Raw genomic sequence first — 14,562 nt, forward strand, 5'->3', positions numbered from 1 at the left:
GTGTTCGGAGGGACGTACGGGATGTGTTCATGCGTGTGCCCCCGCGGTGCTGGATCGATCGATTCGACCAGCGCCGCGGGGGCCTCAGCACGGCTCTCAGCTTAGGACTGAGGGACCGTGTTACTCAGTGACGATCGCGTCGATCGCCGCGGTGACCTTCTCGCGCAGGTCATCCGAGATCGGGGCGCTGCCGGCAGCCTCTGCGGCGACGTCCTGGCCTTCGGGCGAAGCGACGTACTCGAAGTACGACTTGACCAGAGTGGCGACCTCGGCGTCTTCGTACTCGACGCAACCGATGAGGTACGACACCAGGGCGATCGGGTACGAACCGGCGGGAGCAGCAGCCGGGTCGACCGCGAACGCGAGGTCGTGAGCCGAACGGCCCTCCTCGAGCGGCGAAGCAGCGACCAGCGCGGAGGCGGCCTCAGCCGAGTAGGGGACGTACTCGCCCTCGACCTCGACAGCGACCTGTCCGAGGTCGGCGGTCTGCGAAGCGTCGGCGAAGCCGATGTAGCCGACACCGTTGGTGATCGCGCTGACGACGCCCGAGGTGCCGTCAGCAGCCTCGCCGGTCGACAGCGGCCACTCGTCGCTGGCCTCGTTGGTCCAGACGTCGGGTGCGACAGCCTCGAGGTAGCTGGTGAAGGTCTCCTGCGTGCCGGATGCGTCGGCGCGGTGCACCGGCACGATGGCCTGGTCGGGGAGCTCTGCATCCGGGTTCTGGTCGGCGATGGCCGCGTCGTTCCAGTTGGTGATCGTGCCCGCGAAGATGCCGGCGATCGTCGCGCCGTCGAGGTTCAGCGTGTCGACGCCCTCGAGGTTGAACGCGACGGCGACCGGGGAGATGTAGACCGGGATCTCGACGATCTCGTCAGAGGTGCAGGAGCCGAAGCCACCGGCGGTGATCTCTTCGGCGTTGAACGCGCGGTCCGAGCCGATGAAGTTGGAGGAGCCGGCGAGGAAGTTCTCACGGCCGGTGCCAGAACCCGTCGCGGTGTAGTTCACCGTCGTGTCGGGGTTCGTGGTCTGGAAAGCGGCGACCCAGGCCTGCTGGGCTGCTTCCTGCGAGGAGGCGCCGGTGGCCTCGACGGAGCCTGTCAGGGTCGAGGTGGACGGCTCACCAGAGCCCTCAGGTGTTCCGCCTTCGTTCGCGGCACAGCCGGCGAGGGCGAGAACTGCTGCGGCGCCGACGGCGCCGATGCGAGCGATTCGGGAGATCTTCACTGTGGATCCTTCGATCGTTGAATGGTTGAGGCCCGGTGCAGGGCACACAGTGACGCTATGCGCGGCGGTTAACGAGACTCTCCCGCGCCGGTAAACAGCAGGTGAACGACTGGTGGCGAACAGGAACGCGGCTCGGGCCGCAGAACTGCACTCGCACGCGATGAGATCAGGCCTGGGGAACGTGCGTCTCGATCGAGATGATCCCGGAACCCGGGTTCGTCGCTGACAGATGCGCGACGGAGAATGCAGCGACCTCGAGCGCCGAAGCGCTGCCGAGATACGAGCCGTGCATGGTTCCGGTCGCGAGTGCGAGTTCGCTGAGGAGGTCAGGCAGCACGGGGCCGTGGCTGCAGATGACAGCCGGCTTGCGGGCGCGCACGCGCTTTCCGATCACGGCGCGCACGTCGGACCGCCCCTCTTCCCACGCGTCCTGACTGATCAGTTCCGTCTCCACCGGCTTGCGGTCCAGCGCCTTCGCGAGCGGTGCCACTGTCTGCATGCAGCGCACGGCATCACTGGTGATGATCTTGCGCACGCCGAACGCGCGCAGCGGCGCCACGATCGCCTTGGCCTGCCTACGGCCGCGGTCAGTGAGGATGCGCGACGCATCGGAGCCATCCCAATCCGAGCGCGAGACGGCCTTCGCGTGCCGCAGCGCGATGATGGGGAACGTGTGCAGCACGCCGTCATCGACGAGACGCTCGAACTCATCCAGGATCTCCAGATCGATCGGATAGCTCAGGTGTTTGCGCGCCTTCTTCGTGCTCACCCACTCGAGAGCCGCGATCTCGTTGTTGGGCACGAAAGTCGAATCGCGGATGGCCTCCTCCGTGGCCTCGGCCGCCCAGTAGTGCACGATCTTCTGCCGCTTGGGACGCATGAAATAACGGCTCACGCCCACCGGGACGCCGAGGTTCACTCGGATGCCGGTCTCCTCGTGCACCTCTCGCACCGCGGTCTGCGCGAGCATCTCGCCCGGGTCGACCTTGCCCTTCGGGAGCGTCACATCGCGGTACTTCGTGCGATGGATCAGCAGGATGCAGAGCTTGCCTTCGACGAGACGCCACACGACGGCCCCGGCCGCATACACGGCCTTGTCCGACGAGACCACTTCGGTCACCGCGCCTGTTCCCTGAGCCTGTCGAAGGGTCATCGCACCGTACGCGTACGTCGACGACGTCGGATCTGATTCATGGTCTTATCCTGCAGGTCGATGAGGGGATTCCCATCGGCATCCGCGGAGTGGCGCGTCCAGACGCCGTCCTCTCCCAGATGCCAGGAGTTCGTGGAGTCGTCCATGGCGAGGTCGAAGAAGGCCAGCAGCTCTTTGACATGCGCTGGGTCCGTGACCCGCACGAGCGCCTCGACGCGGCGGTCGAGGTTGCGGTGCATCATGTCGGCGCTGCCGATGTGCACCTGCGGGTCGCCGTCGTTGTCGAACGCGAAGATCCGGGAATGCTCCAGGTAGCGCCCCAGAATGCTGCGCACGGTGATGTTGTCGCTGATCCCCGGCAGATCGACCTTGATGCTGCAGATGCCGCGCACCCAGATGTCGACCTTCACCCCTGCCTGGCTCGCCCGGTAGAGCGCGTCGATGATCTCCTCATCGACCATCGAGTTCACCTTGATGCGGATATGCGCGGATTTACCTGCCTCGGCGTTCTTGCGCTCGTTGTCGATCTGCCGCAGCAGGCCCTTGCGCAGGTGCAGCGGAGCGACGAGCAGGCGCTTGAACTTCTTCTCGATGGCGTACCCGCTGAGCTCGTTGAACAGGCGGGTGAGGTCTTTTCCGACCTGCGCGTCGGACGTGAAGAGACCGAAATCCTCGTACACTCGGCTGGTCTTCGGGTTGTAATTGCCGGTGCCGACATGCGAGTAGTGCCGCAGCATCCCGTCTTCCTCACGGATGACGAGCGCGAGCTTGCAGTGCGTCTTGAGTCCGACCAGGCCGTATACGACGTGCACGCCGGCCTTCTCGAGCTTTCGCGCCCAGACGATGTTGTTCGCCTCGTCGAAGCGCGCCTTCACCTCGACCAGCGCGAGCACCTGCTTGCCGGCCTCTGCCGCATCGATCAGTGCCTGCACGACAGGGCTGTCGCCCGAAGTGCGGTACAGCGTCTGCTTTATGGCGAGCACGTGCGGATCGCGAGCTGCCTGTTCGAGGAAGGCCTGCACACTGGTCGCGAACGACTCGTACGGGTGGTGCACGAGCACATCGCCCTTGCGGATGGCGGCGAAGATGTCGGCGCGACTGTTCGATCCGGTCGGCTGGAACGGCACGGCAGTCGTCGGCAGGTGCGGCGGGTAACGCAGATCGGGGCGGTTCACACGCGACAGCGAGAAGAGTCCGCGCAGATCGAGAGGGCTCGGCAGCCGGTAGACCTCCTGGTCGGTGATGTCGAGCTCCTTGATCAGCAGATCCAGGGTCACGTCATCCATATCGTCGGCGATCTCAAGTCGGATCGGCGGGCCGAACCTGCGGCGCAGCAGCTCGGCCTCGAGCGCCTGGATGAGGTTCTCGCTCTCGTCCTCCTCGATCTCCACATCTTCGTTGCGGGTGAGGCGGAACGCGTGGTGGTCGAGCACCTCCATTCCGGGGAAGAGATCGCCGAGGTGGTTGGAGATCAGGTCTTCGAGGGGGAGATACCGAGTGATCTCGCTGCCGCCCGGCACTTCGACCAGGCGGGGGAGCATGGGCGGCACCTTGAGGCGTGCGAACTCCTGTCGCCCGGTGCGCGCGTTGCGGATGCGGATCGCGAGGTTCAGCGAAAGTCCGGAGATGTACGGGAAAGGATGTGCAGGGTCGACCGCCAGAGGCATCAGCACAGGGAAGACATGCAGCTGGAAGTACTCCGTGAGCGCGGCGTGCTCCGCTTCGGTGAGCGTGTCCCACTCGGTGATCTCGATTCCGGCATCCGCGAGGGCGGGCCGCACCAGTTCGGTCCATGCGGCGGCGTGGCGCAGCTGCAGGGCGTGGGCTTCGCGTGAGATGTCGGCGAGCACGTCCGAGGGGGAGCGGCCGACGTTGGTCGGAACCGCGAGGCCGGTGACGATGCGGCGTTTGAGTCCTGCGACGCGCACCATGAAGAACTCGTCGAGGTTGCTCGCGAAGATCGCCAGGAAGTTCGCCCGCTCCAGTTCGGGAAGCGTCGCGTCCTCTGCGAGTTCGAGGACGCGCTGATTGAAGGCGAGCCAGCTGACCTCACGATCGTGGTAGCGATGGTCGGGCAGCAGAGAGTCCGGAGATTCGATGGCGTCGAAGTCATCGTCTTCGGCATCACCGAGCCCGGCGTCGGCGAGCGCGGAATCGATCATGGAGTACATCTTGGCACCGCCAGGTGACACGTGCGTGAACGAGACGATCCGTGTCACGACGCGGCGACCACGTCAACGCGCGGCGGTCCGTCACCGCGATGCGGCGAGCTGATCCTCGTCGTACACGTTGAAGCGGTAGCCGACGTTGCGCACCGTGCCGATGATCTGCTCCTGATCGCCGAGCTTGGCGCGCAGGCGCCGCACATGCACGTCGACTGTTCGCGTGCCGCCGAAGTAGTCGTATCCCCAGACTTCGCTGAGCAACTGTTCGCGAGTGAAGACGCGAGAAGGATGCGTGGCGAGGAAGTGCAGCAGCTGAAACTCCTTGTAGGTGAGATCCAGCGCCCTCCCGTGCAGCTTCGCCGAGTACGACTGCTCGTCGATCGTGACCCCTGATGCCTGCACCCGAGAGGGCTCGGCGGTGGCCTCACCGCGTGCGATCGCCAGGCGGATCCTGGCATCGGTCTCAGCAGGGCCGGCATTCGTCAACAGCACGTCGTCGATACCCCAGTCGCCTGAGACGGCGCTCATCCCGCCCTCGGTGACGACCAGCAGGAGCGGTGCGTCCTGGCCCGTCGTCCGCAGCAGCTTGCACAGAGACTTGGCTCCGGAGAGATCGTGTCTTCCGTCGACGATGACGATGTCGCTCTCGGGGGCGCTGACGAGTTGAGCGGGTTCCGCGGGGATCTGGCGCACACGGTGGCTCAGCAGTTCCAGGGCGGGCAGTACCTGCTCCGAAGCGGGAGCTGAGGTCAGAACCAGGAGCAGTGCCACGCGCTATCCTTCCGGGCTGCGGGAACCGTCGCCCTGAACGGCGATCGGGTACGACGCCGTGCGCCCCATGATACCCAGCGGCGTGGCCGGTCATGACGCGCAGCGGCGGATCCGTCGTCGAATGCGTAACAATGGACACATGTCGGATCCTGCTCTCGCGCCGCGCAGCCCCCTCGGGGGCGTCGTCATCGTGTGGGGCGCCGCGCTCATCGCCGCGGTGGCCATCGGCATCTTCGTGCCGATGCAGTGGCGTGTGCAGTGGTTGATCGTCGGATTCGGCGGTGCAGTGCTGCTCTCCTTCGCCCTGCAGCTCTGGTACGGCCAGACGAAGGGGTTCATCTTCCGAACGGCGGCGAGCGTGACCGGCGCACTGCTGCTGCTCGGAGTGGTCTCCGCGGGCTTCGCCCTGGCAGCCCTCGTTCCCGCCTGACGCGCGCTCGCCGAGGGCGCGCGGCCCGGGGGTAGAGTGGGGATCATGGACCTCGTCGCACTCGAATTCTTCTTCATCGGTCTGCTGGGCCTTGCGAGTCTCGCGATCGCCTTCGTGGCCGGCACCGTGCTGTGGAACCTGTTCCGCGGCCAGCGCTGATCTGAGTACCGATGCTCGAGCTCCCTACTGATCTTCCGGCCGATCTCGCGCCGCTGAGCTGGCTCATCGGCGTCTGGGAGGGCACCGGCGTCATCGAGTACACAGCCGACGGCCACCGTTTTGAAGGCGAGTTCACACATCGAGTGAGCTTCAGTCACGATGGCACCGGCTATCTGAACTACTCGGCCACCGGCTGGATGGCGAGCGACGAAGGCGAGCCCTCTGTCCCGCTGGTCGCCGAGACGGGATTCTGGCGACTCTCACGCCCCGCGACGCCCGCGGACGCTGGACCGGCGCTGCTGCCTCCCGTCGAGAGCAGCCCCGCCCGCACCGTGCACGACGTCGAGCAGCTGCGGGCCGAATCCGGCGGCTTCCCGCTCGAGGTGTCGATCGCGCATTCCGACGGCACCCTCGAGCTGTATCTGGGTGAGATCAACGGCCCCCGAATCGACATCGCGACGGATGCGATCGTGCGTGGCGCAGGCGGCAAGGACTATCGCGCGGCGAGCCGCATGTACGGCCTGGTGGACGCGCACCTGTTGTGGGCGTGGGACATCGCTGCGCTCGGCACCGAACTCGCCTCGCACGCGTCAGCCCGTCTGGCGAAGGTCTGACGATGACCGCTTTCGCCGCTCTGGCCGGTGCAGTCTCCGAAGACGAAGTCGTGCTGCATTTCGGAGATCCGATCCGCGAGCAGCGGCGCCTCATCGCGGGCACGGCAGTGGCTCCGCTGGGCGACCGCACGGTCATCGAGGTCTCGGGAGATGACCGTCTGAGCTGGTTGGACTCGATCACGTCTCAATCGGTCGCGGGGCTGGTCGCAGGCGAGAGCACCGAGTTGCTCGTCCTGGACCCGCAAGGCCGCGTCGAGCACGCGGCCGGCGTCTTCGAGGACGGCTCATCGGTATGGCTGATCGCGGATGCTGCGGACGCCGAGTCGCTCGCAACGTGGCTGCAGCGCATGGTGTTCCGCTCGAGGGTGACCGTCACGGTCCGCTCCGAGCTCGAGCTGGTCGGGTTCTTCTCCGGAGGCGCCGCCGAACAGGCCGTGCGGGAGCTCGCCCTGTCGCCGAACGGCACTGCCCTCGTGTGGGCGGATCCGTGGACCGCCGTCCAGCGGGGCGGACACCAGTACTCTGATGTCGAACAGCATCCGTCCGCCGAGTACGCATGGCGGGTGGCGATCCTGGACGTGGATGCCGCGGCATCCGTCGTGACCCTGATCGAAGGCGCCAGAGTCGACGTGGCAGGCCTCCTCGCGACCGAAGCGCTGCGCATCGCGGCCTGGCGGCCTCGGTGGGCCGGTGAGGTCGATGAGCGCTCGCTGCCGCACGAGTCCGACTGGATCCGCAGCGCCGTGCACCTGAGCAAGGGATGCTATCGCGGTCAGGAGACCGTGGCGAAGGTGCACAACCTCGGACATCCCCCGCGCCGGCTCGCAGCGCTGCACCTCGACGGCAGCGACGATGTGCTTCCATCGCCGGGCGATGCGGTGTTCGCGGCCGATGTGGAGGTCGGCCACGTCACGTCGGTGGCTCAGCATCATGAGGATGGGCCGATCGCACTCGCGATCCTGTCTCGCCGTGCGCCGATCGGCGACCTGATCGTCAAGGCGGGCGATGTCGACGTCGCAGCAGCACAGCAGGTGATCGTCCCTGCGGATGCCGGTGCGACCGCCGATGTGCCGAGGCTCACGCGGCTCTCACGGCGCCCAGCGGGTCAGGATCCTCGTAAGGCCTGACCCGGTGCGACGGCATCCCACGGCACGGTGAGTTCCCCGAGGCGCCATCGCTTGCGGTCGCCGAGCACCGGCCAGCCGCGCTCCTTGAGACTCGCCGCAGCCGCGAGGAACCGCTGCGTGGCACCGAAGGTCGAAAGGGGAGCCGCCCGCTCCCACTCCCGATCAAGATCCACGAGCAGATCGTGGATGCGTTCGCCTGGCACGTTGCGATGGATCAGCGCCTTGGGAAGGCGCTCGGCGACGATACCGGGGCGTTCGAGTCCTGTCAGCCGCAGCGAGATCGTGAACTGGAGCGGACGGCCGGCGCCGGACACGTCGATCCAGCTGGCGATCCGGCCGATCTCGTCGCAGGTGCCCTCGAAGAGCACGCCGTTCGGCGCGAGGCGAGCTGCCATCGACGCCCACGCGGCGGAGACATCGGCCTCGTCGTACTGACGCAGCACATTCATCGCTCTGATCGCGGCGGGTCGGCGCCCTCCGCCCAACGGCACCTCGAACCCGCCACGCGCGAACGACACGCGTAGATCGCGGGAGAACGGGGTGCGTCCGGCTCGCACCTCCTCCAACTGAGCGCGGGCGGTGGACACACGTTCGGGGTCGAGTTCGAATCCGATGACCTCGGCATCGGGGCGTACGCGAATGAGCCTGGTCGCAAGCTCGAACGCGGTCACGCCGCTCGCTCCGTATCCGAGGTCGATGACCAGGGGATCGGCAGCCACTCGCAACGCGGTGCTCGCGGCGATCCAGCGATCATTGCGGCGCAGACGGTTCGTCCCGGTGGTGCCCCTGGTGGGGCGGCCGAGGGGAGATGACGCCATGCGTCCATTCTCCCAGACCTCATAGACTGGGGGCATGACTGCGACGCGCACACTCATCCTGCTCCGCCACGGCCAGAGCGAGTGGAACGAACTGAATCTCTTCACCGGTTGGGTGGATGTACGCCTCACCGAGCAGGGCAAGAACGAGGCCCGCCGCGGTGGTGAACTGCTCGCCGAGTCGGGCCTGCTTCCCGACGTGCTGCACACCTCGCTGCTCAGCCGCGCCATCCAGACTGCGGACATCGCGCTGGACGCCGCTGATCGTCTCTGGATCCCGGTGACCCGCTCCTGGCGCCTCAACGAGCGCCACTACGGTGCGCTGCAGGGCAAGGACAAGGCGCAGACGCTGGAGGAGTTCGGGCCGGAGCAGTTCCAGCTGTGGCGCCGCTCGTTCGACGTGCCGCCGCCCCTGCTCGACGATGAGAGCGAGTTCAGTCAGGTGCACGATGCTCGCTACGCCGACATCGACGGAGAGGTTCCGCGGACCGAATCGCTCAAGATCGTCATCGATCGACTGCTGCCGTACTGGGAGAGCGCGATCCTCCCCGATCTCGAGGCCGGCAAGACCGTTCTGGTCACCGCGCACGGCAACTCGCTGCGCGGTCTGGTCAAGCACCTCGACGGCATCAGCGACGACGCGATCGCCGAGCTGAACATCCCCACGGGCATCCCGTTGGTGTACGAGCTGGACGAGAACAACGTTCCCACCGGCCCTGGTCGCTACCTCGACCCCGAGGCCGCGGCCGCAGGCGCCGCCGCGGTCGCTTCCCAGGGCAAGAAGTAGCGAGACCCCGCTTCATCACCGAGACCCCCTGTCGCAGATTCTGCGACAGGGGGTCTCGGTGTGAGAACGGGGTCTCGGAGAGCGCGGAAGGGTCAGACCACGCCGTGGCCCTCGTTCGTCTGGTTCTCGTTCGCGTGCGCCTCCGCTGCGGCGAGTGCGATGTCTTCCTCCTCGACGGCCCAATCGCCGGTCGCGAGGTAGACGACCTTCTTGGCGATGGCGACCGCGTGGTCGGCGAAACGCTCGTGGTAGCGGCTGGCGAGGGTGGCGTCGACGGTGGCGCCCGCTTCGCCCTTCCAGTTGTCGCTGAGCACCTTCTCGAAGACCTTGGCGTGCAGTTCGTCCACATCGTCATCCGAATTGCGGATCACGTCGGCGAAACGCAGATCCTGCGTCCGCAGCAGCTCGCTGAGTGTGCGTGCGATCTCGACGTCGAGTTCACCCATCCGGGTGAACGTGCTCTTCAGGCCCTTCGGGATGGCGCGCTCGGGGAAGCGCAGACGCGCGAGCTGCGCGATGTGCTCCGACATGTCGCCCATTCGCTCAAGGGACGCGCTGACCCGGAGCGCGAACACGACGATGCGCAGATCGCGCGCGACCGGCTGCTGGCGAGCGAGGATCTCGATGGCCTGCTCGTCGAGCTTGACGGCGAGTGCATCGATCTTCGCGTCGTCGGCGATGACCTCCTCCGCGAGCGCGACATCGCCGGTGGCGAAGGCGCGGGTGGCCTTGTCGATGGAGACGTTGACGAGGTCGGCGATCTCCACGAGACGGGACTGCACATCCTCGAGGGACTGATGGAAGAGTTCACGCATGATCGGCGCAACCTTTCGTTCGGAGCTCGGGCGGTCTGGCCGGCTGGCGGCGGGCGGTGCTGTGTGCGCACGCCCTAGGCGATTGTGTTCGTCGAAGGTTAACGAATGGTGCCCGGCACGTGAATACTAGTTCGCCCGCATCCGAGATGGCGCGGAAACCCGCCGGACGGGAGGTGAACGCACTCTACGCTGGTGACATGAACTCGCCGCAGATCGCGCTGCTCGCCCTGGCCATCGGCCTGGTGATCGGCATCGGCCTGGCGCTGCTCGTTTTCTGGGCCTACCGTGCACGCGCCAAGGTCTTGGAGGAGTCATCCGCGGTGGTTCCGCAGGGCGCGGTGGATGTGCTCGAGAGCATGGATGACGCCGCCTGCGTCGTCGATCCGTCCGGCCTGGTGCTTGCGATCTCCCACGCAGCAGCACGATTCGGCATCGAGGTCGGTGCGACGCTGGACATCCCGGAGCTGCGCGAACTCGTACGCAGCGTCCGCTCGAGCGGCGCATCCATGACCGAGACGATGCGCATCACCCGTCCCGGAGTCAGCCTCGACCCGCGATTGGTGTCGGCGCGGGCGAGCTCGCTGGGGGCGCGACTGACTCTGCTCATCGTCCGCGACGTCACCGAGCAGGAGCGTCTGGACCAGGTGCGTCGCGACTTCGTCGCCAACACCAGCCATGAGCTGAAGACGCCGGTCGGTGCGGTGAGCCTGCTCGCAGAGGCGATCGAATCTGCCGCAGACGATCCGGCGCAGGTGCGGATCTTCGCCTCGCGCATCTCCGCAGAGGCCGCAAGGCTCGGACAGCTCACCGGACGCATCATGAGCCTGTCACGGCTGCAGGCGGCCGACGGGATCACCGACTTCGATCCGGTCGCGATGGACGAGGTCATCACGGCGTCGATAGAAGCGCACGCTGTGCAGGCGGACTCCGCTGGCGTCGAACTGATCCGCGGCGGGGACAGAGGCGCATTCGTCCGCGGTGATGCGCAGATACTCATCGAGGCGGTCGGCAATCTCATCGCGAACGCGATCGTGTACTCGCAGAGAGGCTCACGTGTTGGCGTCGGAGTGAAGATCGAGGGCGAGACCCTCGAGGTCGCGGTGTCGGACCAGGGCATCGGCATCTCCGAGTCGGACCGTGAGCGCATCTTCGAACGCTTCTACCGTGCCGACGAGGCGCGCTCGCGCCGGACAGGCGGCACCGGCCTCGGGCTGTCGATCGTGAAGCACGCAACGCAGCGACACGGCGGCGAGGTGCGGGTGTGGTCCAGACCGAGCCGCGGATCGACCTTCACGATGGTTCTTCCTCGCATCGATGCCCCGATGCCTGAGACGACTGATCGCAAGAACAAGAAGAAGCGCGCCAGGAAGACGGCCAAAGCCGCAGCCCTGCGCGCCCGAAACGGAGAGACCGTATGACCCGCATCCTTCTCGTCGAGGACGAGCCAGACCTTGCCGATCCGCTTGCTTACCTGCTGCGCCGCGAAGGCTATGAGGTGGAGATCGCGGAGGACGGCCCCGGTGCTCTGACCGCATTCAGAGAGCGGGGGGCAGACACTGTCCTGCTCGATCTCATGCTGCCGGGGATGCCCGGAACCGAGGTATGCCGACAGATCCGCTCGACCTCCGCGGTGCCGATCATCATGCTCACGGCGAAGGACTCCGAGGTGGACATCGTCGTGGGGCTCGAGCTCGGCGCCGATGACTACATCACCAAGCCGTACTCGTCTCGCGAGCTGCTCGCACGCATGCGGGCCGTACTCCGCCGCGTGGTGCAGGCGGACAGCGATCTCGACGAGCGTGTGCTCGACGGCGGGCGCGTCACGCTCGACATCGACCGGCACACCGTGACGGTCGCAGGCGCGGAGATCAGCATGCCGCTGAAGGAGTTCGAGCTGCTCGAGGTGCTGATGCGCAACTCGGGCCGTGTGCTCACCAGAGGTCAGCTCATCGACCGGGTGTGGGGCAGCGACTACTTCGGAGACACGAAGACCCTCGACGTGCACATCAAGCGCATCCGCTCCCGCATCGAGGAGAACCCCGGCGAGCCGGTCATGCTCGTCACCGTGCGCGGTCTCGGATACCGCTTCGAGGGTTGACGCCCGCTCACGTCGAGAGGCCGGCCACCCATGGGGTGCCGGCCTCTCGACGTGCAGTGCGTGCAGGAGCGCCTGATCAGGCGTCGTCCTCCTGCGGAACCAGGTCTGCGTAGTAGGAGAGTGCGCCGTCGAGGACGGGCACATCTGCGGCAGCGCCGGTGGCGTCGCCCGACTGGAAGTAGATCTTGACCGTGGCGCCCGGCATCGTGTCGAGATCGTCGATGCGCAGCGGTTCGGCATTCGCGCCGAGGCTCAGCGAATCACCGGCACCGACCCGGAGAGTGAGGGGGTCGAGGCCCTCGATCTCGATCGTGAGCGTCGCGGCCTCGTCGGTGGGGTTCACGATCGCCGCGACGAGGTTCCCGGTGGAGCCGTCTTCGGTGGCGATGACCATCGCGTTTCGGATCTCGAGAGGCCCGTCGGTGTCGGCGATGTTCACTCCGTCGGACGCCGAGTACTTGATCTCAGTCGACTGCGGGGTGATGAACGTGCATCCCGTGGCGCCGAGCAGAACAAGGGCGCTGAGGGCGGCAGACGCTACAAGGCGCGATTTCACGAGTCCTCCAGGGAGTTTTGGGATATCCGCATCCATTCTATGGGTACGCGAGGCGTGAGCATGCGGCCATGCGGGGCAAACCTTAGTGCATGTTGCCTGTGGTATTCTGGAGGTTGCCGAAAGGACACGATTTTATGCTTTTTGAAGTTGGCGAGACGGTCGTCTATCCGCACCATGGGGCCGCGACGATCATCGAGGTCAAGGATCGCGTCATCAAGGGCGAGACGAAGAAGTACCTGAAGCTGAACGTCACGCAGGGCGACCTCATCATCGAGGTTCCCGCAGAGAACGTCGACCTCGTCGGCGTCCGTGATGTCATCGGTCAGGAGGGCCTCGACCACGTGTTCGAGGTTCTGCGTGCTCCGTTCACCGAGGAGCCCACGAACTGGTCACGCCGTTACAAGGCGAACCTTGAGAAGCTCGCCTCCGGCGATGTGATCAAGGTCAGCGAGGTCGTGCGCGATCTGTGGCGTCGCGATCAGGATCGCGGACTCTCCGCTGGTGAGAAGCGCATGCTCGCGAAGGCCCGTCAGATCCTCATCTCCGAGCTCGCGCTCGCTGAGAAGTGCGACGAGGATAAGGCCGGGGCGCTGCTCGACGAGGTCCTTGCTTCTTGATGCTCGGGGTCTTCGGACCTCGCTAGTGTGAGCGTGTGACTCTCATTCCTGTGCCCACGACGGCGATCATCGTCGTCGCGGGCGGCTCTGGAACGCGGCTGGGTGCTGCGGCACCGAAGGCGTTCGTCGGCATCGACGAACACTCGGTGCTCCGACATGCGCTTGAGCGCGTCTTCGCCGCGCAGGCTGCGCAGGTGATCGTCGTCGCGCCCGCGGATCACGAGGGCGATGCCGAGACCGAGCTGCTCGCCGCGGCAGGGGATCGGCGCGACCTCGGCCGTGTCGTGACAGGCGGCGAGACCAGGCAGCAGTCGGTCGCGGCCGGCCTTGCTGCGCTGTGGGGAGACATCACCACCGTGCTCGTTCACGACGCTGCGCGCGCTCTCACGCCGGCGACGCAGATCGACGAGGTCGCGCGGGCCGTGACGGCCGATGCGGGGGTGATCCCGGCGCTGCCGGTGATCGACACGATCAAGAGGGTGGATGCCCTCGAGGTCGTCGCCGCCGTCGATCGCTCGGAACTGGCCGCCGCTCAGACCCCGCAGGGCTTTCCCCGCGCGCTCCTCGAAGCCGCATACGCCGCGGCTTCGGAATCAGGGGTCGAGTACACGGACGACGCCGCCCTGTTCGCCGCCGCGGGGCATCCCGTGCGTCATATCGCCGGCTCTGAGCTCGCGTTCAAGATCACCAGACCGGGCGATCTCGCGCGCGCACGACAGCTGTTGGACGCGGGTGCCGAGCCTGCACCCGCGATCCTCGCCCCCCGTGTCGGCATCGGCACGGACGTGCATGCATTCGGTGGCGAGGGAAATCTCTGGCTCGCGGGGCTCGAATGGCCCGGCGAGCAGCCGTTGTCCGGACATTCCGACGGCGACGCGGTCGCCCACGCAATGGTCGACGCCCTCCTCGGGGCCGCCGGGCTCGGCGACATCGGCGAGCACTTCGGCACGTCGCATCCCGAGTATGCGGGAGCGCATGCCGAGGTGTTCCTCGCTCGCACCGCGCAGCTCCTGACCGAGGCCGGCTTCACGATCGGCAATGTCTCGGTGCAGTTCCAGGCGGCCCGGCCCCGTTTCAGTGCTCGCCGTGCGGAAGCCGAGCGCACGCTGTCCGCGGCGCTGGGTGGGGCAGCGGTCGCCGTGACTGCGACGACGACAGACGGTCTGGGATTCACCGGCCGCAGTGAGGGCATCTCCGTCACAGCGGTGGCGCTCATATACCCCAGGTAGTC

Annotated in this window: 15 protein-coding genes; 8 read left to right on the top strand and 7 right to left on the bottom strand. The window is 66.6% G+C overall.

Annotation, left to right across the window (positions count from 1 at the left end; translation table 11 throughout):
- Window positions 1-120 precede the first annotated feature (120 nt).
- The 4 genes from pstS to ACP7AR_RS00400 form a co-directional block, all read right to left on the bottom strand.
- Window positions 121-1,224 carry a phosphate ABC transporter substrate-binding protein PstS gene (pstS, locus tag ACP7AR_RS00385; RefSeq protein ID WP_426181298.1) on the bottom strand — a complete coding sequence of 368 codons (1,104 nt, stop codon included), beginning with the start codon at window positions 1,222-1,224 and terminating at the stop codon, window positions 121-123.
- A gap of 166 nt (window positions 1,225-1,390) precedes the next feature.
- The gene (locus ACP7AR_RS00390; protein ID WP_426181301.1) at window positions 1,391-2,377 is read right to left on the bottom strand and encodes an NUDIX hydrolase; all 987 of its coding nucleotides are present in this window, start codon (window positions 2,375-2,377) and stop codon (window positions 1,391-1,393) included.
- Entirely contained in the window at window positions 2,374-4,539 is a 2,166-nt protein-coding gene (locus ACP7AR_RS00395) for an RNA degradosome polyphosphate kinase (RefSeq protein WP_426181304.1), read from the bottom strand. The genes ACP7AR_RS00390 and ACP7AR_RS00395 overlap by 4 nt, the downstream gene beginning before the upstream one ends.
- Window positions 4,540-4,629: 90 nt before the next feature.
- Entirely contained in the window at window positions 4,630-5,313 is a 684-nt protein-coding gene (locus tag ACP7AR_RS00400) for a winged helix-turn-helix transcriptional regulator (RefSeq protein ID WP_426181307.1), read from the bottom strand.
- Window positions 5,314-5,452: 139 nt separating this feature from the next.
- Between ACP7AR_RS00400 and ACP7AR_RS00405 the strand changes: the two genes are divergently transcribed.
- The 3 genes from ACP7AR_RS00405 to ACP7AR_RS00415 all read left to right on the top strand — a co-directional run bounded on the left by ACP7AR_RS00405 (window position 5,453) and on the right by ACP7AR_RS00415 (window position 7,643).
- Window positions 5,453-5,743: a hypothetical protein gene (locus tag ACP7AR_RS00405; RefSeq protein WP_426181310.1), complete on the top strand. Its 291-nt coding sequence runs from the start codon at window positions 5,453-5,455 to the stop codon at window positions 5,741-5,743.
- A 170-nt stretch (window positions 5,744-5,913) separates the two neighbouring features.
- Window positions 5,914-6,516: an FABP family protein gene (locus tag ACP7AR_RS00410; RefSeq protein WP_426181313.1), complete on the top strand. Its 603-nt coding sequence runs from the start codon at window positions 5,914-5,916 to the stop codon at window positions 6,514-6,516.
- Between the two features lie 2 nt (window positions 6,517-6,518).
- Window positions 6,519-7,643: a YgfZ/GcvT domain-containing protein gene (locus tag ACP7AR_RS00415; RefSeq protein ID WP_426181316.1), complete on the top strand. Its 1,125-nt coding sequence runs from the start codon at window positions 6,519-6,521 to the stop codon at window positions 7,641-7,643.
- Here ACP7AR_RS00415 and ACP7AR_RS00420 read toward each other — a convergent pair.
- A complete protein-coding gene (locus tag ACP7AR_RS00420) occupies window positions 7,622-8,461 on the bottom strand; it encodes a class I SAM-dependent methyltransferase (protein ID WP_426181319.1) in 840 nt (279 codons plus the stop codon). The genes ACP7AR_RS00415 and ACP7AR_RS00420 overlap by 22 nt on opposite strands.
- Before the next feature lie 34 nt (window positions 8,462-8,495).
- On the opposite strand from ACP7AR_RS00420, the gene ACP7AR_RS00425 reads away from it, so the two are divergent.
- On the top strand, window positions 8,496-9,245 hold the full coding sequence (locus ACP7AR_RS00425) for a phosphoglyceromutase (RefSeq protein ID WP_426181322.1): 750 nt from the start codon (window positions 8,496-8,498) through the stop codon (window positions 9,243-9,245).
- Between the two features lie 92 nt (window positions 9,246-9,337).
- Here the strand turns inward: ACP7AR_RS00425 and phoU are convergent, their stop codons facing one another.
- Window positions 9,338-10,060 (bottom strand): phosphate signaling complex protein PhoU, encoded by a 723-nt coding sequence (phoU, locus tag ACP7AR_RS00430; protein ID WP_426181325.1) that lies wholly within the window; start codon window positions 10,058-10,060, stop codon window positions 9,338-9,340.
- A 197-nt stretch (window positions 10,061-10,257) separates the two neighbouring features.
- Between phoU and ACP7AR_RS00435 the strand changes: the two genes are divergently transcribed.
- A complete protein-coding gene (locus ACP7AR_RS00435) occupies window positions 10,258-11,478 on the top strand; it encodes a sensor histidine kinase (RefSeq protein ID WP_426181328.1) in 1,221 nt (406 codons plus the stop codon).
- On the top strand, window positions 11,475-12,158 hold the full coding sequence (locus ACP7AR_RS00440; RefSeq protein WP_426181330.1) for a response regulator: 684 nt from the start codon (window positions 11,475-11,477) through the stop codon (window positions 12,156-12,158). The genes ACP7AR_RS00435 and ACP7AR_RS00440 overlap by 4 nt, the downstream gene beginning before the upstream one ends.
- Before the next feature lie 76 nt (window positions 12,159-12,234).
- Here ACP7AR_RS00440 and ACP7AR_RS00445 read toward each other — a convergent pair whose 3' ends face one another.
- Entirely contained in the window at window positions 12,235-12,714 is a 480-nt protein-coding gene (locus ACP7AR_RS00445) for a DNA modification methylase (protein ID WP_426181332.1), read from the bottom strand.
- Between the two features lie 134 nt (window positions 12,715-12,848).
- On the opposite strand from ACP7AR_RS00445, the gene ACP7AR_RS00450 reads away from it, so the two are divergent.
- Both ACP7AR_RS00450 and ispD read left to right on the top strand, forming a co-directional pair.
- Complete coding sequence (locus ACP7AR_RS00450; protein ID WP_033106646.1) at window positions 12,849-13,331, top strand: CarD family transcriptional regulator; 483 nt, start codon at window positions 12,849-12,851, stop codon at window positions 13,329-13,331.
- Window positions 13,332-13,366: 35 nt separating this feature from the next.
- Window positions 13,367-14,560 carry a 2-C-methyl-D-erythritol 4-phosphate cytidylyltransferase gene (gene ispD / locus ACP7AR_RS00455; RefSeq protein WP_426181334.1) on the top strand — a complete coding sequence of 398 codons (1,194 nt, stop codon included), beginning with the start codon at window positions 13,367-13,369 and terminating at the stop codon, window positions 14,558-14,560.
- Window positions 14,561-14,562 lie beyond the last annotated feature (2 nt).

Source organism: Microbacterium sp. TWP3-1-2b2 (genome assembly GCF_049896145.1).
Lineage (GTDB): Bacteria > Actinomycetota > Actinomycetes > Actinomycetales > Microbacteriaceae > Microbacterium.